Annotated in this window: 25 protein-coding genes; 23 read left to right on the forward strand and 2 right to left on the reverse strand. The window is 39.6% G+C overall.

Features of this window, described 5'->3' with window-relative positions; translation table 11 throughout:
• The first annotated feature begins 343 nt into the window (after window positions 1–343).
• Window positions 344–859: a flavodoxin family protein gene (locus ACWTVK_RS05650; protein WP_456046235.1), complete on the forward strand. Its 516-nt coding sequence runs from the start codon at window positions 344–346 to the stop codon at window positions 857–859.
• Window positions 860–973: 114 nt separating this feature from the next.
• On the opposite strand, the gene ACWTVK_RS05655 is transcribed toward ACWTVK_RS05650, so the two are convergent.
• The gene (locus ACWTVK_RS05655) at window positions 974–2,533 is read right to left on the reverse strand and encodes a hypothetical protein (RefSeq protein WP_456046236.1); all 1,560 of its coding nucleotides are present in this window, start codon (window positions 2,531–2,533) and stop codon (window positions 974–976) included.
• Between the two features lie 147 nt (window positions 2,534–2,680).
• Here ACWTVK_RS05655 and ACWTVK_RS05660 point away from each other — a divergent pair, with 147 nt between their 5' ends.
• The 7 genes from ACWTVK_RS05660 (at window position 2,681) to ACWTVK_RS05690 (ending at window position 10,816) form a co-directional block, all read left to right on the forward strand.
• Entirely contained in the window at window positions 2,681–3,853 is a 1,173-nt protein-coding gene (locus tag ACWTVK_RS05660; protein WP_456046237.1) for an iron-containing alcohol dehydrogenase, read from the forward strand.
• Between the two features lie 24 nt (window positions 3,854–3,877).
• Window positions 3,878–4,708, forward strand: a complete 831-nt coding sequence (locus tag ACWTVK_RS05665; protein ID WP_456046238.1) for a hypothetical protein — start codon at window positions 3,878–3,880, stop codon at window positions 4,706–4,708.
• Window positions 4,709–4,715: 7 nt separating this feature from the next.
• Window positions 4,716–5,555 (forward strand): hypothetical protein, encoded by an 840-nt coding sequence (locus ACWTVK_RS05670; protein ID WP_456046239.1) that lies wholly within the window; start codon window positions 4,716–4,718, stop codon window positions 5,553–5,555.
• A 166-nt stretch (window positions 5,556–5,721) separates the two neighbouring features.
• Entirely contained in the window at window positions 5,722–7,041 is a 1,320-nt protein-coding gene (locus ACWTVK_RS05675) for a dicarboxylate/amino acid:cation symporter (RefSeq protein WP_456046240.1), read from the forward strand.
• Window positions 7,042–7,264: 223 nt separating this feature from the next.
• The gene (locus ACWTVK_RS05680) at window positions 7,265–8,302 is read left to right on the forward strand and encodes a nicotinate-nucleotide--dimethylbenzimidazole phosphoribosyltransferase (protein ID WP_456046241.1); all 1,038 of its coding nucleotides are present in this window, start codon (window positions 7,265–7,267) and stop codon (window positions 8,300–8,302) included.
• A 9-nt stretch (window positions 8,303–8,311) separates the two neighbouring features.
• A complete protein-coding gene (locus ACWTVK_RS05685) occupies window positions 8,312–9,625 on the forward strand; it encodes a DUF389 domain-containing protein (RefSeq protein WP_456046242.1) in 1,314 nt (437 codons plus the stop codon).
• A gap of 369 nt (window positions 9,626–9,994) precedes the next feature.
• On the forward strand, window positions 9,995–10,816 hold the full coding sequence (locus tag ACWTVK_RS05690) for a MetQ/NlpA family ABC transporter substrate-binding protein (protein WP_060924427.1): 822 nt from the start codon (window positions 9,995–9,997) through the stop codon (window positions 10,814–10,816).
• Window positions 10,817–10,920: 104 nt separating this feature from the next.
• Here ACWTVK_RS05690 and ACWTVK_RS05695 read toward each other — a convergent pair whose 3' ends face one another.
• Window positions 10,921–11,811 (reverse strand): PocR ligand-binding domain-containing protein, encoded by an 891-nt coding sequence (locus tag ACWTVK_RS05695; protein WP_105085008.1) that lies wholly within the window; start codon window positions 11,809–11,811, stop codon window positions 10,921–10,923.
• Between the two features lie 481 nt (window positions 11,812–12,292).
• On the opposite strand from ACWTVK_RS05695, the gene pduB (ACWTVK_RS05700) reads away from it, so the two are divergent.
• The 15 genes from pduB (ACWTVK_RS05700) to pduA (ACWTVK_RS05770) all read left to right on the forward strand — a co-directional run bounded on the left by pduB (ACWTVK_RS05700) (window position 12,293) and on the right by pduA (ACWTVK_RS05770) (window position 23,948).
• Window positions 12,293–12,994 (forward strand): propanediol utilization microcompartment protein PduB, encoded by a 702-nt coding sequence (pduB, locus tag ACWTVK_RS05700; protein WP_456046243.1) that lies wholly within the window; start codon window positions 12,293–12,295, stop codon window positions 12,992–12,994.
• 21 nt (window positions 12,995–13,015) lie between these two features.
• Complete coding sequence (locus tag ACWTVK_RS05705; protein WP_456046244.1) at window positions 13,016–14,677, forward strand: propanediol/glycerol family dehydratase large subunit; 1,662 nt, start codon at window positions 13,016–13,018, stop codon at window positions 14,675–14,677.
• Window positions 14,678–14,686: 9 nt separating this feature from the next.
• Entirely contained in the window at window positions 14,687–15,385 is a 699-nt protein-coding gene (locus ACWTVK_RS05710) for a propanediol/glycerol family dehydratase medium subunit (protein ID WP_456046245.1), read from the forward strand.
• An 11-nt stretch (window positions 15,386–15,396) separates the two neighbouring features.
• Entirely contained in the window at window positions 15,397–15,933 is a 537-nt protein-coding gene (locus ACWTVK_RS05715) for a diol dehydratase small subunit (protein ID WP_303939096.1), read from the forward strand.
• A gap of 18 nt (window positions 15,934–15,951) precedes the next feature.
• On the forward strand, window positions 15,952–17,778 hold the full coding sequence (locus tag ACWTVK_RS05720) for a diol dehydratase reactivase subunit alpha (RefSeq protein ID WP_456046246.1): 1,827 nt from the start codon (window positions 15,952–15,954) through the stop codon (window positions 17,776–17,778).
• Window positions 17,775–18,149, forward strand: a complete 375-nt coding sequence (locus tag ACWTVK_RS05725) for a glycerol dehydratase reactivase beta/small subunit family protein (RefSeq protein ID WP_298633177.1) — start codon at window positions 17,775–17,777, stop codon at window positions 18,147–18,149. Before ACWTVK_RS05720 ends, ACWTVK_RS05725 begins: the two co-directional genes overlap by 4 nt.
• 27 nt (window positions 18,150–18,176) lie before the next feature.
• Window positions 18,177–19,232 carry a cob(I)yrinic acid a,c-diamide adenosyltransferase gene (locus ACWTVK_RS05730; protein ID WP_456046247.1) on the forward strand — a complete coding sequence of 352 codons (1,056 nt, stop codon included), beginning with the start codon at window positions 18,177–18,179 and terminating at the stop codon, window positions 19,230–19,232.
• 10 nt (window positions 19,233–19,242) lie between these two features.
• Window positions 19,243–19,965: an MIP/aquaporin family protein gene (locus tag ACWTVK_RS05735; RefSeq protein ID WP_303939105.1), complete on the forward strand. Its 723-nt coding sequence runs from the start codon at window positions 19,243–19,245 to the stop codon at window positions 19,963–19,965.
• 201 nt (window positions 19,966–20,166) lie between these two features.
• Complete coding sequence (locus tag ACWTVK_RS05740) at window positions 20,167–20,412, forward strand: BMC domain-containing protein (RefSeq protein ID WP_456046248.1); 246 nt, start codon at window positions 20,167–20,169, stop codon at window positions 20,410–20,412.
• A 13-nt stretch (window positions 20,413–20,425) separates the two neighbouring features.
• Window positions 20,426–20,866 carry a EutP/PduV family microcompartment system protein gene (locus ACWTVK_RS05745; protein ID WP_308518523.1) on the forward strand — a complete coding sequence of 147 codons (441 nt, stop codon included), beginning with the start codon at window positions 20,426–20,428 and terminating at the stop codon, window positions 20,864–20,866.
• Between the two features lie 18 nt (window positions 20,867–20,884).
• Window positions 20,885–21,892 carry a nicotinate-nucleotide--dimethylbenzimidazole phosphoribosyltransferase gene (locus tag ACWTVK_RS05750; protein WP_105084998.1) on the forward strand — a complete coding sequence of 336 codons (1,008 nt, stop codon included), beginning with the start codon at window positions 20,885–20,887 and terminating at the stop codon, window positions 21,890–21,892.
• A gap of 44 nt (window positions 21,893–21,936) precedes the next feature.
• Complete coding sequence (gene pduA / locus ACWTVK_RS05755; protein WP_005385289.1) at window positions 21,937–22,218, forward strand: propanediol utilization microcompartment protein PduA; 282 nt, start codon at window positions 21,937–21,939, stop codon at window positions 22,216–22,218.
• A 2-nt stretch (window positions 22,219–22,220) separates the two neighbouring features.
• A complete protein-coding gene (gene pduB, locus ACWTVK_RS05760; protein WP_456046249.1) occupies window positions 22,221–23,063 on the forward strand; it encodes a propanediol utilization microcompartment protein PduB in 843 nt (280 codons plus the stop codon).
• A 139-nt stretch (window positions 23,064–23,202) separates the two neighbouring features.
• Window positions 23,203–23,646: a BMC domain-containing protein gene (locus ACWTVK_RS05765; protein ID WP_456046250.1), complete on the forward strand. Its 444-nt coding sequence runs from the start codon at window positions 23,203–23,205 to the stop codon at window positions 23,644–23,646.
• 26 nt (window positions 23,647–23,672) lie between these two features.
• Window positions 23,673–23,948, forward strand: a complete 276-nt coding sequence (pduA, locus tag ACWTVK_RS05770; RefSeq protein ID WP_005385294.1) for a propanediol utilization microcompartment protein PduA — start codon at window positions 23,673–23,675, stop codon at window positions 23,946–23,948.
• The last annotated feature ends 6 nt before the right edge of the window (window positions 23,949–23,954 follow it).

Below are 23,954 nucleotides of genomic sequence, written 5' to 3' on the forward strand. Positions count from 1 at the left end.
AAAATAAGAAAACTACTATATGTTGTAGTTTTCCTATTAAGCTTATACATTATGTTACGATTATAGCGAAAAAATCCTATACATTCAATATTGACATTTAGAAAATTATAAATATAGTATGGTTAAATTTATCGATATAGTTATAAATACTAGAAAATACTATATAGGATGCATATATGATGATTTTGAATGCTATATCTCTTTTGAGAATAGTAAATAAAATAAGTACGTGGAAATATATAAAATTCCGTTCTATATCGTTCTATATACTATTGTGATTTATTTTATTAAAAGCATGTCATACATGTCCTATAATAGATATATAGTAAATAGGAGGTAAGACATGAAGTCTATTGTTATATACTCATCCCTTACGGGAAATACTAAACAAGTGGCAGAGGCTATTACTAGTGTATTGCCAGCAGGTACACCATGTGTATCAATGAAAGAATTGCCACCCGATGTATCATCTTACGATCTTGTGTTTGCAGGATTCTGGGTGGATAAAGGAACGGCCAACAAAGAAGCTCGTGATGTACTTGGTACATTACATAATCCACATGTTGCCTTGTTTGCAACGGCAGGCGTACCACCGCAAATGGCACATGCAAAGGAAAGTTTAATCAATGCAGCAAACTGTTTACCTGATAGCGTAGAGCCGGTTGGGACATTTATCTGTCAAGGTAAGGTAGACCCTAAGGTCATCGAAATGATGTATAAAATGTTCCCGAAAGGTCATAGCCACGGTCAATCTGCCGACCGCGATGCACGGCACAAACAAGCTGCAGTACACCCAAATGAAGACGATTTTAAAGAGGCCCAAGACTTTGCTAAAGATATCCTTACAAAGCTTGGATAATGAATAAAAGCAGTACCCTTTTTGGGGTACTGCTTTTGTACTATTACAATATTATATTGTGCCTACTATTATAATAAGATATTGTTTCTTTATTATATTTATGATTATGAGATCTTAGTTATAAAGTACATTAAATTTAAGTTTACGTGTATCGAATTGGTTTATGAAGTACGACGTAATCAATAGCTTATATCCATTGCCTTCTATAATGACAGGATCGATAGCTGTTTTATCAACTGTAAGGAACTTATCATAAATATGATGGACCTCTGTCACTCCATTTGGTAGGGATACCTCTAAATCAAGGCCTTTGTTGAGGAATTTAAAGGAGATGGAGTCGAAGTTGGCGGATTCTACTTCGTATTCCTTAAGGTCTTTTTCATAGACTATTAATTCGATGTTTTCAATGTATTTATCGTAGCCTGCAATAGAAATAACCTTTGGTACAGACATAGCATCAAAATTAATATATTCAACTCGTCTGCCGTTTGTTGGGTTGGTATCTGGCAGTTTTAAATCATCTACAGGGACATATGGTGTGCCATAGTCCGTGAAGTTAGGGTCAAAGGTAGCAGCTATTGGTAGGCTTGCATGCCATTCGCCATCGACTTTAGTATAGGTCACAAATTCACGATATGTTGTATAGCCTATGAATGGCGTCAAGAGAACAGTACCTAAGGCAAGAGCCATAACTGTTGTGTGTACAGAAGGTTTTAAACCCTTCACAAGAGAGTATACATTGTGTACTAAGAAGATTAAATTGAATGCACTTACGTAAATCGTATTGAGCCAGAGAACAGGTTCATTGATCACACGTTTACCGATAAGAGCTAAGCACAGTGTAGTTAGCGTAATGAACAAGAAGCATAGGATTTGCTGTGTTCTGCTACTTTCACTAGATCTAAAGCTAGCTAAGTAGAATAGGTAGAAAATGGCTACATACGGATAATAGGTGTAGAAGAAACGCGTATCCTCTCGAAGCCCTAACAGAATCAAGACTAAATAAATGTTAGCTAGAATGCCTGTAATAATGGACGCCTTAGGCAAGATGATGCCGAATACAACAGTAAAAAATGAGTTTGGTGCTGGAGGACCTGCGGGATCCTCTTTGTAAGAACATACCATAGATAGACAAATGAACATATTAATGGATGCGAGCACCTTAAAAATGGTTTCTTCAAAGTTGAATGGTTGGTCCACGATGATGAAGAAGAACCATAAACTCATGATGATAACAATGTTATATAGCGTAGACGTAACAAGGGTGATGCCAATCCGTTTGATGCGGTTAATGATTTCCCCGATGTAGTGTTCACCAGGCGATGTGAAATACAAGGCAATCATGGAGTATAGCCATAGGTACGATATATTTTCTGTAGCCAGTTCAATACCTCGCACATAGCCGTAGCTTTCGTGAATCATATAAAGGCCAACGCTGATTCCGATACTTACTAAGGTAAATAAAATGGAAAACTTTCGAGTTCTTGTTATATAGCTTTGTAATATAACGATAAAGAAATACAGTGAGTATAGTTTAATGTCGATTTCGGCAAACCAATCTTGTTCATTATACAACGGTGTACATGAAAATATGGCAATTAATGCCAGCAATATAGGTGACTGCGTTGCAAGGTCCCGCAGCGAAGACCATAAATGTTTAATGGCAAATTTCATAGATGTTCTCTCCCTCTATAAATATAAATTCCCCTCTTATTATTAGTATACCTGTTCTCTGGTGAAAGCCCTATGAGGTTTTACATGCTTTTAAATATCCTTTACAATAACACTAAGAACTAGTTTTCAAAGAAAAGAGGTTATCACATGGAATTCTCTTATTTTTTACCTGTAAATATCCAATTCGGTTGGAATAAAGTAGATAGTGTTGCTGAGTTTGCTGCACCGTACGGCAAGAAGGCACTTATTGTAACTGGTCGTACTAGTGCTAAAAAATCTGGTTTATATGACCGGGTGGTAGCAAAGCTTGATGCAGCTCATATCGGTCATATATTGTTTGATCAAGTAGATGCCAATCCATTGACTACAACTGCCTTAGACGGCGCTGCGTTAGCTAAATCTGAAAACTGTGATATGGTTATTGCTATCGGTGGTGGTTCCATCATGGACTGTGCCAAAGGGATTGCCTTTATGGCGGTGAATGAAGGCGATATTAACGACTATATTTTCAACCGTAAAACAAGTGATAATGCGCTGCCTCTTATTGTTATTCCAACGACTTGTGGTACCGGCTCTGAAGGTAACGGTTTTGGTGTTCTTACTAATCCTGAAACAGGTGATAAGAAATCCTTACGCTGCAATGCTATTGTGCCAAAGGTTTCTATTGTAGATCCTGCTGTAATGGGTACAATGCCACCTCATGTATTGGCATCTGTAGGATTTGATGCACTATGCCACAACATCGAGGCGTACACATCTAAAACGGCGCAACCTTTCACCGATGCATTAGCTCATTATGCAGTGACATTATTAGCACAATACCTTGTACCACTATATAAACATGTGAAAGCAACGGCGGAAGCCAAACCAGCTGTTCTCAACGAAACTCAACTCACAAAAGCTTGGGAGTCTGTTACATTAGCTAGCACAATTGGGGGCATGGTTATTAACACAGCAGGTGTAACATTAGCACATGGTATGGAACATCCAGCCAGTGGCCTTAAAGATATTACCCATGGTGTAGGTCTTGCTATTATTGAACCTGTTGCGGTGGAATATACATGGAGTGCAAATCCTGATAAATTTAGTGCCTTAGCTCGGATATTTAACCACGGAGATGGTTCTGAACTAGGCAAAGCATTACGCCTAATCGTACATGACCTAGACCTTACTACAAACCTTACAGAATTAGGTTTTACGAAAAAAGACATTCCATGGCTCGTAGATAATGTATACGTTGTAGCTACAGGCAATATAGCTAATACAGTAGCTGAAATAAGCCGTGAAGATATTGAAGCGTTGTACAAGAAAATGTTTTAAGTGTTGTCATAATAGGAGAGAGTTTTGTTCCAAGGATTTTATGGCCTATTAACGGTTATGCTATGCGTGTTGTTTGCAATTGTGGTAGTGCTATTTAATATAGCGCCTATTACATATATTGTTTTTAGTATAGCCATAGCGACAAGTGTATTTTTACAATATAGGCGCTTTAAGAAACAGTCCATATCTGAAAAAACACATAGCCGATTATCTTGTGGTTTATTTATTGTTATAACCCTTAGCATATCTTGGCTTATGGCTGATTGGGTTATGTACGATGTTAATACAAGCCTTGATCAATTTGATTCTTTCGAGTATAGCACAAAGGATTGGAATCAAGGATGGCCCAATAGTGAAGAATTGCCGGAGGGGTTAAAACGGCCAGAAAAACTTCCAGAAGGTATTTATAATGCGTCTGCTTTTCGTAGTAGTTTAGCTTGGGCTAATGCATATCCAGAGAGATATACGGTATTGGAGGGGGACCCAAAAGTAATTGCACAATATGAAGCGATAGCTAAGCAAAATGCAGCTTATACAGCGCAAATTGATGCGGATGGTGTATTGCGTGATTTAGACACTGGGGAGAAAAAGCGCTTTATATCTCACCCAAATAGCTATAACATTATAGAGAGCATCGAGGAAGAACCTTTAAACTTACCACAATGGAACTTTATGGAGTGGTTACGCTTTGCACCTCGAAAAGAAACAAAAACAGTGGTAAAGGACACATATAATTCTACTCGAAATCATAGACTATATGTGTTTGTAGATGATGGGAATACAAAAAGACCTCATTTTGTAGAATTGCTAATTAGTAATGATGGGACACGGGCTGTGTTTTATCAATCTAAGTAAGGGTTATATGGTGAATCGATTTATTAAACTTATACGAATGGTAACAGGACAACCTTGTGGTAAACATATCATTTTATCCCTCTTATTCCTTACCTTTTTACTTTGGGGGGATTCGTATATTTCATTGCCAGGTTTATGGTTTGTAATAGTAGTTGTAATTTTAGCCTTATCAATAAGAATACAGTTTTATTACTATTTTTATCATTTAACATTACCGAAGAAACACATTTTATATACTTGGTGTACATTAGTTGTAGCAGTACCTTTATTACTAATATCTATGTTTATATATGAAAGCCTTTTTGGAAGTGAAGTTAATGATGTATCACGATGGAAACAAAGATGGCCAGTAAATGCAACGGTATTACCAGAACACTTTAGGGACCCTGATATAGTGCCCAAAGGATTACATCCTATATCTTCAAGGGGAACAATAGAAAGTTTTTATGATTTCACAACCACTATTGTTTTTGAAGGTAACCCAGAAGTTGTAAAGGAATTTGAGAAAACTGTTGCCGAATCCTCAGCACCTGGTGTAGTTATTACACCAGAGTTATTTAAGGAGGGCGTATATAAGTCTGTGGCAGACTCTATTTTTTCAAAAGGGGATATACAAAGCACTTATGACCTTTTAATTGAGGATTATACAAAGTGGGATTTCTTTGTTTGGCTTCTATATGGTCGTCAATTAGTAGGTGGATATTATCAACTTGAACAAGTTCCCACCTATGGCTATACGGTTTATGTTATGCACCGAGAGAGTGGAATTGATCCGTATGTGATTTATTTTTTGTTTAGCCCTGATCGTACTCGTGTTGTCTTTTATGATTTTATAGTGACGCATTAAGTGAATTTATTAATCTGTATATCAAAATATTTAGGTTTGACACTGATAAAACATATCTTTATAATATTGCTTTATTGAGAGACTAGGATATATCAACAATCCCAGCCCTAGGGTTGGGATTTCTTTTTTTTGTCTCAAGTAGTTTAATTTTTAGAGAGGTGTTTTTATGGCAGATCAAAATAACAAAAACGTAGATACCTTAGCTCAAGAGATTACCTTAAAAAGTCGTGGGCAAGGTAAATTGCGTCAGTTTATTTTATGGATGGGCGCTCTTATCATCGGTGCTATCTTGGGATGGCAACATATTCCAGCGTTAAATGAATTATTTAATTTTATTGCAGCTGTGTTTACACGTTTATTCCAATTCATTGCAATTCCAACGGTATCATTAGCAGTAATTACTACATTATCTATGCTAGGTGCTAAAAAAGATACAGGACGTATCTTTGGTCATGCTGTCACCTATACATTGTTAACAACAATTTGTGCAGCCGCTGTTGGTCTTGGTTTATTCCTTTGGATTGCGCCAGGTAACTTACCACTTGATGTAATTGGTGCCGGTACAGCGCAAGTACCTGAAAAATTAGGTCACGTAACATATTATGATCATTTCTTATCCGTTATTCCTAACAATATCTTGAAACCATATTTGGAAGGTAACGTATTATCTGTTATGTTTATCTCCGCTTCTGTTGGTTTAGCTTTTGCGTTTATGCCTCGTACAGAAGGTCGCGAAGCAGTATTGAAAGTACTATTCGGCTTACAAGAATTGCTTTTCACATTAATTAAAGCATTACTTTATGTATTGCCAATCGGGATCCTTGCTTTTGCAGGTCAATTATCTGCTCAAATCGAAGCGGGCGTAATCGTTGGTGCTTTAGGTAAATACACTGCTGTTGTTATCGGTGGTAACTTGATCCAATTCTTTATCGTAATTCCATTGTTCTTGTTGTTCCGTGGCTTGAACCCTGTGGACGTATTCCGTAAAATGTCCCCAGCTGTAGCTGTTGCGTTGTTCACTAAATCCTCTGCTGCAACATTGCCCGTAACATTGGCGTCTGCTGAGGATAATTTGAAAGCTCACCCTGCAGTAGCTCGTTTCGTATTGCCAATTTGTACAACAATTAATATGAATGGTTGTGCAGCTTTCATCCTTGTAACATCCTTATTCGTAATGCAAAACGCAGGTATTGAATTGACTATGGGCACAATGATTGCTTGGTTATTCATTGCTGTGCTTGCTGCCATTGGTAATGCTGGCGTTCCAATGGGTTGTTACTTCTTAACATTGTCCTTGATGAGCTCCATCGGTGCACCAATCGGCTTGCTCGGTATCATCTTACCAATCTATACGATTATCGACATGATTGAAACTGCTGAAAACGTATGGTCTGACGCGTCTGTATGTGCTATGGTTGACCATGATCTTCAAGGCAAATTGGACGACTCCAGTGGGGACGATATGCCACAATTCCAAGGTGCTTAATTTTAGTGGTTAGTTAAACTTAAGAAAAATACTTAACTATATAGCTCAAATAAAAGGTTATCCTGTAATGGATAACCTTTTTGTTTGCAATAAATTTATTTCTACAGTGAAAGCTAACAAACATCATATTACTAGATATGAGTTTTGTGTTATACTTCTATATAGAATAATATCGAATTAATAGAAGGCTAGTTGGCATATTCTGTGCAGACTAGAGATTAGAATGAAAGATAAGTCAGTATTACCAATTGAGGAACAATTAAATAGATTTCTTCAACCAAAATGCCTTATCCCTGGTGGCCTAGGCTTGTGGGAGGATTATTTCCGCAAGATTTGTACGGCGTGGGATGAGATTGATGGTGAAATTCGACCTCAGCATATCATATTTTCTGCCGATAATGGTTGTAATATGGAAGGTTATGTAGGTTATAACTACGAGGTGACACAAAAGCAGTCGCGTAATATGCTCTTGGGTCGCTCGTCGGCGACGCAATTTTGTAATTTTAACAACATTCCTTATGAGGTCGTCGATGTAGGCATTGCTTCGGATGATGGTATTGGTGTTGATCGTAAAGTCGCGAAGGGGACAAAGAATATACTAAATCATCCTGCTATGACTGAGGATGAATTTAATAGTGCCTTTCAAGCGGGCTATGAACGGGTGCAACATTATGTAGAGCAAGGGATAAATCTTTTTTCTTTTGGCGAAATGGGGCTGGGGAACACGACGACCTCTGCCTGTGTGTTGTCTGCTTTAACTGGAGCTGATCCCACTGAAACAGTGGGACCCGGTTCTTGGCCGAATAAACCAGATTTGATGAAACGAAAAATTGATTTTGTGCACGCTGTATTAGATAAGCATAAGACTAGTATCGTTTCTGTCAGTGAAGTTGAAAGAGTTCGTAAAATCGTAGCCCATGTAGGGGGCTTTGATATTGCAGCTATTCTTGGGGCTATGCTCGCTTGTGTTGAGTTTAAACAGCCCTTCGTCATTGATGGTTTTATTACATCTGTAGCGGCAGCTTGTGCGGTACATATGAATGATCGTGTTAAGGATTATGCATTGCCATCTCATAACTCTCGAGAAATAGGCACAGAGCTAGCTTTAGCAGAGGTAGATATTACACAAGACATGGTTCCTATTCAAGCTCAAATGTCGATGGGGGAAGGAACAGGAGCTATCTTGATGGTGCAAATGCTCAAAACTACACAGCATATGTTTGTAAACGTAGGGACCTTTGCAGATTTGATGAAATTATAAGGAGAAAGAATGAAAATAAATAGATACTTTGATATACATTTTGAGCGCGCCGATGATGCAACTATCGCTAAAAGACTGATAGGTGGTGCTAAAATTAAGGGACCTGCTTTGGTTATCTTGATCCTCTCCATGTTTATTGCCTCTATTGGGTTGAATATGAATAGTACGGCAGTTGTTATTGGTGCTATGCTTATATCGCCGTTGATGGGACCTATTTTAGCAATTGGTTTTGGCTTCGCTACGCTTAATTTTACAGTTGTGAAGAGTGGTATTTTAAGATTGTCCTTACAGATTACGATTGCTGTTTTGGCATCTGCTTTATATTTTTATATTTCTCCCGTTCAGGCGGCTACATCTGAACTATTAGCGCGTACAGAACCGAATATTTTTGATGTATTCATTGCTATATTTGGTGGGTTAGCCGGGATTATTGGGCAAACGCGTAAGACCTTAGATAATGTTATACCAGGTGTTGCGATTGCGACTGCACTTATGCCACCACTATGTACGGCAGGATATGGACTGGCTAATGGAAATTGGCACTATTTCTTTGGGGCTAGCTATTTATTCTTTATAAATGCATTCTTCATCTTCTTTGCATCTTTTATTGTTTTAAAGGGTGTATATAGTTTGTCATACCATAAACAAGCAGAAGAGGTTAATCGTCGTAACCAGCTAATATTTCTTGTGATTGGTCTTATTATGGCTATACCAAGTATTTATGCAGGCTATGATATGACCATCAAGTATTCTGAGTCAAATCATATGGAGCAGTTTATTAAGAATGATATTAATCAAGAGGGACGTCGACAAGTGATTGATTATTCATTGGATCAAACGAATAAGCTAGTAAACATAGTAGTTATAGGAGCTCCTGTGACTTCAGAGGAGCAAGCCCAGTTGGATGACAAGTTACAGAAAGATGAGTACTTGCAACCTTATACATTACGATTTGTTAATAGCGTAGATGAGCAAAAATCTAATATGGATAAGACGAACTTGAATAAATCTTCAGAGAATCTTGGAACATATAAAAACTTGAGTAATCTATACCAGCCGACTTATCAATTAGTAAGTGAAACGATAAATACTATGAAAACGACAGAGGCTGAAGCAAAGGCGTTATTCCCGTTTGTAAGCAAAGTGGAAGGTATGCCTTTGATAGATAATCTTGAACAGCCTAAAGCGAGTCGCTATATGGTAATCATCCATACCACATCTGCTATATCTGATGCAGATTTGAAACGAATAAAAGCTTGGTTAGAGGCTAAATTATCAGCACCTGTAACTATTTCTGTGGAGCAAACAACGTCAACTCTATAAGTTGATTTTTTGATTTTGATTAGATTGTTTATTATATAGAGCGATATGTATAACGGTACTAAGTTTGATTGAATCTATTAGGTATATTACCTAGTAGTACGGGGAATCAGCTTAGTACCGTTTTTATGTACTTGGTATAGCTAAATGTAATTACTCTTATCTTGCTATAGATTAAAGTTATATTAATGCATATATAAAATCTATTATACGAGTAGGAATTAAATTGATATACTTACTACATCGAAATTATTAAATAATCAAATGTAGATATAAGATAAGAAAAATAAATTTATTATAATATCTACAAATGTTATATACGTATGAGTCCTCGTCCGAGATGTAGGTTTTCATCGTAGATAGGAGGATTACATGAAAAAATGGTTAGCATTAGCAGCGACGGCCGTACTGGGTGCGTCCTTATTGATTAGTGGTTGTGGCTCTTCCACAAATAACGCGAGCTCTAGTGGCTCTAAAGAGGTATTAAAGGTAGCAGCAAATCCTGTACCTCATGCTGAAATTTTAGAACAAGTTAAACCTATTTTGGCTAAGGAAGGTGTAGACTTACAAATCGTTGAATTTACAGACTACATCCAACCAAATATGGCTCTATCTAGCCATGAAGTAGATGCAAACTTCTTTGCAAACGTACCTTACCAAAATAACTACAATAAAGATCATGGTACAAACTTCGTAAGCTTTGCACCAGTTCACATCGAGCCATTGGCTATCTACTCTCAAAAAATTAAAGACTTGAAAGACTTGCCAAATGGCGCAAAAGTAGCAATTCCATCTGATCCAACAAACAGTGCTCGTGCACTTCTCTTATTGCAAAGTGCAGGTCTAGTAACATTGAAAGATCCAACTGGTTTGACTAACACACCATTTGATATAACTAGCAATCCTAAAAATATTCAAATTACTGAGTTAGAAGCAGCTCAAATTCCTCGTTCCATCCAAGATTTAGATGCAGCAGTAATCAATGCTAACTATGCGTTGCCAGCTGGTCTTAATCCTACAAAAGATGGCTTATTCGTAGAAAAAGCTGACTCTCCATATGCAAATCTTCTTTCCGTTAACCCTGGCGATGAAAACAAACCAGCTATCCAAAAATTAGCTAAAGCATTACAATCTCCAGAAGTTAAGAAGTTCATCGAAGAACACTACAAGGGAGCTATCATCCCAGCGTTCTAATTGATCGTTAATAATATATGTATCTGATACAATACCTTCTCATGACAAACTCTATAGATACGAAAAAGGCGTAACACCATTGGTGTTACGCCTTTTTTATTATATTATGCATCAATTGGTTTTGCATATTTTTTCCGATATGAATGTGGTGTTTCAGTGGTAGCCATTTTGAAAATTTTACAGAAATAACTAGTTCTGTTATAGCCCAATGTTTTACTGATCTGATTAACTGTTAGTTGGGAATATACTAATAGTTTTTTTGCTTCTTGTATGCGCAATAGTGTTATATATTGCACTACTGAAAGTCCCGTATCATCTTTAAAAATCTTAGAGAAGTAGGACTCACTTAAATGAATATGTTCCGAAATCCTTCTGAGCGACACTCGTTTGCTCAGATTTTTTTCTATATATAACATAGCCTTTCGAATTTCTGGACGATTAATAGGTCGTTCAGACTCCACAAAGTCTGGCAATTGTTCATAAGGCATCTCTTCTGCTATGGCATCGTTAAATGGGAAGTAGTGTTCAACCAAAATCCGTAAAACCTTTGTAGCACTGTAAATTTGTTCGGCTGTCAAAACTGGTAAGGTCCGATATAAGGCACGAAGTTTGGTGTCATCATGCCAATCGGTTTGGGTAGGAAGAATAGGTTTGATCGTCGTATCTTCTGTTTTTGTTTGACCTGCCATAATAAATCCTAAAATGGCTCCATCTTTCATAACCGGAACAGAGAAATCGATGAGGCCCATGTGACAGCGATACGGGCAGGATGATAGTTCTTTTGTAGCATCTAGGCCACCATATAAGTCGCATTGATTGCAGCGCTTGGCATAGATTGGATTGCGCCTTACAACCTTGCAAAAAGGGGAAAAGTTATATTCTTGAGATAACACTTTTCCACGATTATTAACAAAAATAGCCGCAATCTTTGTTATGTTTGTGAAATCGCGCATGATTTCATTAATAAGCTTAGTATCTTCATTCGTACAAATCATGGTAAAACCTCCAATCACAAATGTGTTAAGAGGGCTAGTAAGCACACCGCTAAAATAGCTCTACTTGCTCTCTATCTAAAGGGTAGGCTCTAAACCTGAGAAAAGAGAAAAGTGACATACCACCTAAAATTCATATACCTATAAAATTACGTTATTTCTTGCTTTTATATGTATAAGTATAACAGGATTGTCGTATTTTTGTAATAGAAAAATCGCATTTTACGAATATACATAAAAAAGTTGCATTTAATAATTTTTATAATAAAGGTAGATAAAAGCCTTATAGTACATGTGTTTAGAAAGGATTGAGTCCGATGGGTTGTGACTGAATAGCAAGGTATGCTCTATAGTAATATATGGTGTACAGAATTTAAGGTTGCATACATATGAATGATTAAAGAAATGATAAAAAATATAAAATGGTATACCGCAACATAGTTTTCTGTACATAGATACTTTCATTATACGTATGGAGGGTATTATGGCGACAACATGTGGATTAACTGAATTTGTAGGGACTAGTAAAACTGGTGATACTATTGGTCTCGTAATTGCTAACGTAGATCAACAAGTATTAGATGCGATGAAACTAAAGAAAAAATATCGTTCCATCGGTATTTTAGGTGCTCGTACTGGTGCAGGCCCACACATTATGGCTGCTGATGAAGCAGTAAAAGCGACAAATACTGAGATTGTTAGCATTGAATTACCTCGTGATACTAAAGGTGGCGCAGGCCATGGTTCATTAATTATCTTTGGTGGTGATGATGTATCCGATGTGAAACGTGCTATTGAAGTGGCATTGGCTGAAGTGGAACGCACCTTTGGCGATGTATACGCAAACGATGCTGGTCATCTTGAATTGCAATATACAGCACGCGCTAGTCATGCAGTAAATACAGCATTTGGCGCTCCTGAAGGTAAAGCTTTTGGCCTTATCGTAGGTGCTCCAGCAGCTATTGGTGTAGTTATGGCCGATGTAGCTGTCAAATCTGCAAACGTTGATGTAATCGGTTATGCATCTCCTTCTGCAGGTACAAGTAATTCTAACGAAGTAATTTTACAGATTTCTGGCGATTCTGGGGCTGTACGACAAGCGGTTATTTCTGCTCGTGAAGTAGGTAAACAATTGCTCGGTACGATGGGTGACGAACCAGTGAACGGAGCCCCTTCCTATATCTAATCTGAAAGGATGGTATGCCCTATGAAATCAAAACGTTTCGAAGTCTTAAGTCAACGTCCTGTCAATCAGGATGGTTATGTAAAGGAATGGGTAGAGGAAGGTTTTATAGCCATGGAATCTCCTCAAGATCCAAAGCCTAGCCTCAAAATCGAAGGTGGTCGCATCGTTGAACTCGATGGTAAACGCCGCGAAGATTTTGATCTTATCGATACATTTATTGCAAATTACGGTATCGTTCTCGATGGTGCTCAAGAAGCAATGGCAAAGGATTCAAAAGAGATTGCTAATATGATGCTTACACCATCAGTACCTCGTGAAGAAATCGTTAAGATTTGTAAATCTATTACTCCAGCGAAAATGTTGGAAGTTGTTTCTTCTATGAACGTTGTTGAAATGATGCAATGTATGCAAAAAATGCGTGCTCGTCGTACAATGGCTAACCAAGCCCATGTAACGAACGTAAACGACAATCCAGTGCAAATCGCAGCGGATGCTGCGGAAGGTGCACTTCGTGGGTTTGCAGAAGAAGAAACAACAGTAGCCGTTGCTCGTTACGCACCACTTAATGCGATTAGCTTACTCGTAGGCTCTCAATGTGGTCGACCAGGCGTATTGACCCAATGCTCCTTGGAAGAAGCAACAGAATTGGAACTTGGCATGCGTGGCTTCACAGCATATGCAGAAACAATTTCCGTATATGGTACAGAAGACGTATTTACCGATGGTGATGATACACCTTGGTCTAAAGGATTTCTCGCATCTGCTTATGCATCTCGTGGTCTTAAAATGCGCTTTACTTCTGGTACAGGCTCTGAAGTACAAATGGGCCAAGCAGAAGGTAAGTCTATGTTATACCTTGAAATCCGTTGCCTATACATCACAAAAGGCGCTGGCGTACAAGGTATCCAAAATGGTTCTGTAAGCTGTATCGGTATTCCAGCAGCTGTACCTTCTGGTATCCGCGCTGTATTAGCAGAAAACCTTGTAGCAGCAATGCTCGACCTAGAATGTGCATCTAGTAATGACCAAACATTCAGTCATTCTGATTTGCGTAGAACAGCTCGTACATTGATGCAATTTGCACCAGGTACTGACTTTATCTGTTCTGGTTATAGCTCTACACCAAACTATGACAACATGTTTGCTGGGTCCAACTGGGATGCAGAGGACTATGATGACTGGACAGTTATCCAACGTGACCTTAAGGTAAATGGCGGTCTTATCCCTGCTCGCGAAGAAGAAGTAGTAGCAGTTCGTAATAAAGCGGCTCGTGCACTACAAGCTTTGTTCAAAGCATTAGGTTTGCCTCCGATTACAGATCAAGAGGTAAAGGCTGCTACATATGCAAATGGCTCTAAAGACATGCCTCCTCGCGACAAGGTTGCAGATATTAAAGCGGCTCAAGACTTGTTGAACCGCGGTGTTACAGGCGTTGACTTTGTAAAAGGCTTAGCTAAAGAAGGTCATCAAGATGTAGCACAAAGTATTTTGAACCTATTAAAACAAAAAATCTCCGGCGATTACTTACAAACATCGGCCATCTTTGACCGTGATTTCAACGTTATCTCCGCGATTAACAATAGAAATGACTATCAAGGTGTTGGCACAGGTTATCGTGTGGAAGGTGAAGATTGGGAACGCATTAAAGATATTCCAAACGCCATTGATCCACGGGATATATAAGGAGGTGTCATGATGGCTGAAATTAACAGAGATGTATTACGTTCTATTATCCTAGACGTTTTACAAGAAATGGGTGGTGTTCATGAAGCACCACAATTCAAGGTTAGTGCTGGTGAAAGCACAACACCAAGTGCGACTCCTCGACATGAAGATCCAACTGGTGACGATAGCTGGCTCCAAACTGGTGGCCCTGCACAACCTGGTACAAGCGCAGATGAAGTAGTTATTGCTGTTGGCCCTGCCTTTGGCCGTAGTCAACGACAAACTATCGTTGGTGTACCGCATCAAGAGGTAATTCGCCAATTAGTAGCTGGTATCGAAGAAGAAGGGCTAAAAGCTCGTGTAATTCGCGTATACCGTTCCTCTGACGTAGCGGCCGTAGCCGTTGAAGGCGATTCTATTTCTGGATCTGGTGTATGCATCGGTATTCAATCTAAAGGTACAACCTTGATTCACCAACGCGATTTACAACCACTTTCAAATTTGGAATTATTCCCTCAAGCACCTCTATTAACAGCTGAAACATACCGTGCTATCGGTAAAAATGCTGCTAAATATGCTAAGGGCGAATCCCCAACACCAGTACCAACATTGAACGATCAAATGGCTCGTCCAAAATACCAAGCATTATCTGCATTGCTTCATATCAAGGAAACTAAGCATGTAGTAAAAGGTAAGCCAGCTGATGAAGTTCGTGTCACTGTATAAGGAGGTTTACTATGGCTAACGAATTAGAAGCCTTAATTCGGCAGATCGTATCTGAAATAGAAGGGGCAAAGGGAAATACCACACAATACTCTGCGCCTCATACATCATCTACACCTAATACAACCGTTGTAGATAGGGTGGCTACCATCGAGGATTATCCGATTGCTAAAAAACATCCAGAATGGATTGATCTTGGTCAAGGTCGAGACTTAAGCCATATTACGATGGATAACGTAATGGCTGGACATATCACAATGGACGATTTAAAAATTTCTCCATCTATTTTAAAAGCTCAAGGTCAAATTGCTAAGGCTGGGGGCCGAGATCAAATTGAACTCAACTTCTCGCGCGCTGCAGAAATGACGAAGGTAAGTGATAAACGTTTACTTGAAATGTATAATGCACTTCGCCCATATCGTTCTTCCAAACAAGAACTGTTAGATATTGCTAGCGAACTTGATGGTTTAGGGGCTCCAATTTGTGCAAACTTTGTACGAGAAGCTGCAGAAAATTACGAACGTCGTAAAAAACTAAAAGGTGATAATTAACCTATAGGAGATGTCATTATGAAACGAATTGTTGGCATCGATATCGGAAACTCTACAACAGAAGCGGCCTTGGCCGAAATTCATAGCAATGGAGAGGTAAAGTTCTTATCTTCTGCCATAGCTAGTACCACAGGTATTAAAGGAACACGCGAAAATATCGTAGGTCTTATGGATGCCCTCAAGTCGCTAATCAGGTCTGCTAATCTTACACTACGAGACGTTGACTTAGTTCGCATTAATGAGGCTACACCAGTTATCGGTGATGTGGCCATGGAAACGATTACAGAAACCATAATTACAGAATCTACCATGATTGGTCACAATCCTAAAACTCCTGGTGGGTTAGGCCTTGGCGTAGGCTATACGGTTCCCATTGAGCAACTGATTGATAAGCCACAAGGTCAGCCATACATCGTGGTAGCTCCAAAGATTATCGATTTTGAATTGGTAGCACAGCTAATTAATGCGTACTGTAAACGAGGTTATGATATTCGAGCTGCTATTCTTCAAGCCGATGACGGCGTACTCGTTAACAATCGATTGGATCATAAAATTCCTATCGTAGACGAGGTTGCGTATATCGATAAAATCCCAATGGGCATGCTTTCTGCTGTAGAGGTTGTAGAACCGGGGCAAGTAGTATCACAATTATCGAATCCTTATGGAATTGCCACTGTATTTGAGCTTTCACCAGAGGAAACAAAGAATATTGTACCTATCGCTAGAGCTCTTATCGGAAATCGCTCAGCTGTAGTCATCAAAACACCGGCAGGGGACGTTAAGGAGCGGGTAATACCGGCAGGATCCATCATTGTTATGGGGAATGACCGAACTGTATCCGTTGATGTATCTGCTGGGGCAGAGAGGATTATGGAAACTCTCGAATCTGTTCATCCTATCGATGATATTAGTGGTGAAGCCGGTACGAACGTAGGTGGCATGCTTGAAAAGGTTCGCCTTACAATGGCTCAATTGACGAATAAATCCCCTCAAGATGTATTTATCCAAGATTTGCTAGCCGTAGATGTAGCTGTTCCTATCAATGTAAAGGGCGGCCTTGCAGGTGAGTTCTCTATGGAACAAGCCGTAGGCATTGCCTCCATGGTTAAGTCAGATCATCTACAAATGGAAATCATTGCAAAGCAGGTAGAAAAAGAGTTAGGCGTACCAGTTGAAATCGGTGGTGAAGAGGCTGAATCAGCTATCTTAGGCGCTTTGACTACACCGGGGACAGCAAAACCAATGGCCATACTCGATCTAGGGGCGGGCTCAACTGATGCATCCATCATTAACCAAGAAGGAAAAATTAAAGCCATTCATCTTGCAGGGGCAGGAAATATGGTAACTATGCTCATCAATTCTGAACTTGGTTTAGAGGATATGCATATTGCAGAAGCCATCAAACGAGACCCATTGGCTCAAGTACTCAGTGTATATCACATTCGTCACGAAGATGGAACGGTGCAGTTCTTTAATGAACCGCTGTCGGCAGCATTGTTTGGTCGCGTTGTTATCGTCACTCCTGATGGGCTTATTCCAGTAGAACGAGATATTCCTTTAGAAACGATTAAGCGTGTGCGCCAAACTGCAAAGAGACGAGTATTTGTAACAAATTCGCTCCGCGCCTTGGCATCTGTTAGTCCTACTCATAATGTGCGAGATATACCATTCGTAGTTATCGTAGGTGGTTCTGCATTAGACTTTGAAATTCCTCAACTCGTAACCGATGCACTTTCACAATATGCATTAGTAGCGGGGCGAGGCAACATTCGAGGCGTTGAAGGGGCACGAAATGCGGTAGCAACAGGATTGGTATTATCCTATGCACAGAAGGGAGGCCTATGATGGATCAAAGTATCGTCAGTAAGCCAACCATATTGCTGTATACTACAGAGCATATCAGTGAGGATATACTAAAACCCGTACTATATGGAATTGAAGAGGAAGGTCTTCCTGTTGTCATTGAGTCCCATAGTGGTACGCATATGACATTGGCCGACCTAGCATCTCGTAATTCGGCTTTATCTGTTGGGATAGGCGTTGATGATGAGGCGATTGTGTTGACCTATAAAAACATACCAATGCATCAATTTATTTATCGACTTACGAGCTATGCTCAATATCCAGATAGCTTACGCACCTTGGGTGTCAATGCAGCCCGCCTTGTAAAAGGTAATCCTTTCGTTTCTGATGAACGATTGGAAGTAGCTTTTTAAATCTAACTAACTTTAGAGGTGGTGCATATGGCTATTTATACGAAAACCGGTGATGCAGGTACAACGGCCTTATTTGATGGCACTAGAGTACCTAAAAATTCACTTCGTGTGGACACATATGGAACCTTTGATGAATTAAATGCACAGGTTAGTGTATGTGAGAAATTAGTCGTCTCACCAGACAATAAACATGTGCTTCACACATTACAACATCAGCTATTCCGCTTATGTGCGGAGATAGCTACGCCTCATGTGGAAAATTTAAGTGAAAGTAGCAATCTAATTTCACAACAAGATATAAGCGAATTGGAATACATGATCGATGACTATACTAAGCGATTGCCACAGCAACATAGCTTTATATTAAGCGGAAATTATCTATCTGCTGCAGAGCTACACGTGGCGCGTACCATTTGTCGTCGTGGTGAACGATTGCTTATAAGCTTAGGTTCTGTAGAGCCTATTCGCGATGAGGTTCGTAAATTTATTAATCGACTATCTGATGCTCTATATATCATGGCTCGCATGGAAGACTATATACAATTTGTAGAAACAATTGTAGAACGCGTTTCAGAACGTGTAGCAACTAGTCGTGAGGAAATACTGACAGAAAGCACTCAATGCGTAAGTAATATAGAGCATACTGCTGAAAGTGGAGTTATTTATATGTCAACTGGGACAGAGTTAGAGCGTATTATGACGAAGCTTTCACAAGCGGCATTGGACTACGCTCAGTCCATAGGCGTACCTATCGTTGTATCTATAGTAGATGCAAACGGTGTATTAATGTATTTCCAACGTATGTCAGATGCATTGCTCATCAGTAACGACATCGCACAGGCAAAGGCGTACACCGCAGTGGCGCTTAAATCAGCAACTCATGAAATACATCCAAGCGCGCAGCCTGATGGCGATCTATTCAACATAGAATCCATGGTAAACCGTAAAATTTGCACCTTTGGTGGCGGATATCCAATCATCATGAATGGAAAGATGATTGGTGGACTCGGCATTAGCGGTGGTACCGTGGCACAGGATATGGACATTGCATCTCATGCATTACAATCTCTGTTAACTCAATGAGGTGAAAACAATGGACGTAACGCAAATGTATATTAGTGAGTTTGTTGGTACTGCCGTTTTAATTGCATTTGGTAATACTACCAATGCATCTATCTTGTTAAAGAAAACCATTGTTAGTATTTTTGGTACTAACTGGCTACACATTATCTTCGGATGGGCATTTGCCGTATCCTTTGGTGTATATGTAGGGATTACACTTGGTGGCCCGGGGCATTTGAACCCTGCCGTTACCTTTGCTCTTGCTGTAGCAGGTATATTCCCTTGGGATCAAGTCATTCCCATGTCCATAGCTCAAATTGCAGGTGGTTTTACAGGTGCTGCCATTGCTGCATTGTTCTATTATCCACACTTTAAAGTAACCGGTCCTGACGAAGGAAACTGTGTAGGGATTTTTGCAACAGGTCCAGCAATCGATAATAAACCTTTCAATTTGATATCTGAAATCATAGCAACATTTATGTTTATGCTAGCGATTCTCTGCTTAGGAAAAATGGCCGATGGTTTAGCACCTATGGTCATCGGTATTTTGGTAGCATCCATTGGTATGTCCTTTGGTGCAACTACTGGATATGCATTAAATCCAGCCCGTGACTTTGGTCCGCGGTTAGCATATTTCTTATTACCGATTCCTAATAAAGGAACTGCGAACTGGCAATATGCATGGGTACCATTTATTGGCCCATTGATTGGGGCAAGCTTAGCCGTGTTGTTCTTCCAATTAGTGGCACCTTAACTATAGCTAGAGTATATAAAACAACGACAAACTATAACATGTCAGTATAGTTTAAAGAATACATATTACATTAGGAGGAGATTATATGGCCTTTCAAGAGGTAATTGATGCAAAACAGCGCATCATACAAGAATTTGTACTGGAAAGCAGGTTACGATAGCCCATGTTATTGCCAATCCTAAGCCAGATCTATTTAGAAAAATGGGACTTGAGGAAAAAGGGCGCAATGCCATTGGAATTCTTACCATAACACCTGGCGAAGGGACCATTATTGCAGCCGATATTGCAAGTAAATCTGGTGATATCGAAATCGGTTTCATCGATAGATTTTCGGGTGCACTTCTCATAACTGGTGATGTATCTGCTGTTGAATCTGCTTTGCGCAGCGTAATTGAAGGTCTGCAACGCATATTAGGATTCTTCCCAACGGATTTAACAAGATCCTAATGAAAGGGTAATTATGAGCACCGAAAAGAAAGAAAAACGCATCCTTCTAGTAGGTCGTAGCGGTTGTGGTAAGACTACATTAGCAGATACGATTACTCATGGCTCGGCTACGTATCATAAGACACAAGCCATAACGAGAGTGGGAAACTTCATCGATACCCCTGGAGAATATATGGAGAATCCTAATTACTATCGAGGCATCATCTTGCACGCCTATGATGCGGACATAGTGATTTTCATGATTCCTGCAGGTGATGAAACAACCATATTTCCACCAAACTTTGGAAACTCCTTAAATCGTGAGGTTATAGGGGTTGTATCAAAGGTGGATACGGGTAAAGATGTTGAGGCGCCTCGGCGCAATCTTAAACTAGCGGGAGCTACTAATATTTTTGAAATATCAGTTCACGACGAAGAGTCGTTAAAACAATTATGTAACTACATATACGGTTAGTTGAAAGAAGGTTTTTCCATGGACAAAGTGTTTGAAGAACAACTTAATCAATTTATTTTAAATAAGGCGATCATTCCAAAAAGCTTGGGTCTATGGGAACGATATTTCAAAAAGATGTGTCTCGCTTGGCAAGATATGAAACCTGAGATTCAGGCTCAGCATATTATCTTTTCTGCAGATAATGGTATTTCCGTAGATGGTCTAATCGGTTATAACTATGAGATTACTCGTAAACAGTCTCAGAATATGATTGATGGTAAAAGTGCAGTTGCTAATTACTGTATCTTTAACCATATTCCTTATGAAGTGGTAGATGTAGGCATTGCGTGCCCACAAGGTATTGGGATAAATCGAAAGGTAGCTCAAGGCACAAAGAATATATTAGATGGTGCCGCTATGAGTGCTGAAGAGTTTGACCTAGCATACCAAGCTGGATATAACCGAGTTGTTTACTATGCAGAATCGGGTATCAATCTATTTTCCTTTGGCGAAATGGGTGTTGGTAATACGACTACTTCAGCAGCTGTCCTAAGTGGTCTCACAAAACTAGACCCACGGATAACTGTAGGTCCTGGATCTGGCCCTGATGAAGAGGCGTACATGAATCAAAAACGGGAGTTTGTACGTACTGCATTATCTCATCATAAGGGACACTTAAATAGTCCTAAAGAGGTAATTAGTCGCGTAGGTGGCTTTGATATAGCCGCTATTACAGGTGCTATGGTAGCTTGTACAGACTTACATATCCCATTTGTAATCGATGGATATATTACAGCCGTTGCCATGGCTTGTGCTACTCAAATGAATGGAGACGCTCCATTATACGGTATTCCATCTCATTATTCTCGCGAGGTAGGGATGGCCGCAGCATTGGCTTATGCAAATATTCGTCTTGATGAAGTTCCAATCCATGGACAAATGGCGTTAGGTGAAGGTACTGGTGCTGTACTCATGGTACAACTACTTAAAACAGCGCACTTTGCCTTTATGAATATAGGTACCATGGTGGAACTATTAGAAAAATAAATTTGTAATCTTTATTCTATGTTTTGTAAAAGGAGAGAAAACAGATGACACAAGAAGCATTAGGTATGGTGGAAACTAAGGGCCTAGTAGGCGCTATTGAAGCAGCTGATGCAATGCTTAAAGCAGCTAATGTGGAACTCGTAGGCAATGAAAAAATTGGCTCTGGTCTCGTTACTGTTATGGTTCGTGGTGATGTAGGTGCTGTAAAAGCTGCTGTAGACGCAGGTGCAGCTGCTGCAGAACGGGTAGGCATTGTTATCTCTACTCATGTAATTCCAAGACCACATAAAGATGTAGAAGGTATTTTACCAACAAAGGGTGAATAATTATGGCCGATACTAAAAGTCTGGTAGACGAGATTTTAAAGCGCGTATTGATGCGTATCGATAGTGCTGATTTAAGCAAAACTTCAGGCGCGACTAGTAATGCATCATGTGCTTCGGCACCTGTAAGTTCACCTGCTGTAAGTCAACTACAAACTTCTATGATTACTGAACACGTAGGTAGCACTACAACAGGCGATACAATTGGTCTCGTAATTGCCAATGTTGATAGTCAAGTATTGGAAGCTATGAAGCTCACTAAGTCATATCGATCCATCGGTATCTTAGGTTCACGTACAGGTGCAGGGCCGCAAATTATGGCCGCTGATGAAGCTGTAAAAGCAACGAATACAGAGATTGTTAGCATTGAGCTTGCCCGTGATATGAAGGGCGGCGCTGGTTCTGGTTCCCTTATCATATTTGGTGGCGATGACGTATCCGATGTAAGACGTTCTGTGGAAGTAGCTTTACGTGAATTAGAACGCACCTTTGGCGAAGTATATATGAATGACGCAGGCCATGTGGAGGTCCAATATACAGCGCGTGCAGGAGAAGCCTTAGTCACTGCTTTTGGGACACCAGAAGGTAAAGCCTTTGGGTTATTAGTAGGTGCCCCAGCAGCAATAGGTGTAGTTATGGCAGATACAGCAGTTAAATCAGCTAATGTAGATGTGGTAGATTATCAGTCTCCATCGAGCTCAGATATGTCAAATGAAGTTGTTTTACTAATTTCTGGTGACTCTGGCGCTGTTAAACAAGCTGTAAAAGCAGCACGTGATGTGGGGTTAGCGTTACTAGAAACTATGGGAGAAAGACCTAAAAACAAAGGTAATGCTTACATCATCTAATGAATGATATTTTGACTCAAGAACCAGAGTTAAAAGATTTGATTCGTCAAATGTTAGTAGATATGCAATGTAGCTAACATTATAGGAATGCATGAATCCTAGGTGCGAATCAGCAAAGGAATAAATGTCGGGAGGTGGCATGGTGAAAGATTCACTAGGGTTACTAGAAGTAGCTGGTTTGCTGGGGGCTATCACCGCATCAGATGCAATGGTTAAAGCTGCAAATGTACGGCTCATAGGAATAGAAAAGGCGAGAGGACTTGGCTGGATGACCGTAAAGGTAACTGGTGATGTGGCAGCTGTTGAAGCAGCTGTTCAAACAGGTGTGGCGATTACAAAAGGGATGAAATTGTATGTAGCTCACAAAGTAATTCCTCGACCTGCAGAAGGCTTAGTAGAATCCTTTAATGATGATTTTACAGATAAGCCGGCTAAGGTAGCTGATGAAACAGAGAAACCCCAATTAGATGAGAAGGTTATTGAGGTGTTAGATGAGATAGTATCTACGATCATAGAACCGAAAAGTTCTAAATCAACAGGTACAAAGAAAACAACACCAAAGAACAACCCTAAAAAGAAATAAAGTAGTAAGAAATAAAGGAGATTATCATGAATAACGCATTAGGCATGGTAGAAACAAAAGGTTTAGTAGGCGCAATTGAAGCGGCTGACGCAATGGTAAAAGCAGCTAACGTTACATTAGAAGGTACTGAAAAAATCGGTTCCGGTCTTGTAACAGTAATGGTTCGAGGTGATGTAGGCGCTGTAAAAGCCGCTGTTGATGCGGGCTGTGCAGCAGCACAAAAAGTAGGTGAAGTAGTATCTACTCATGTCATTCCACGCCCTCATAGCGATGTAGAATTGATCTTACCTAAGAAAGGATAATAGCTT

The organism is Veillonella sp. Ser01, from assembly GCF_053850375.1.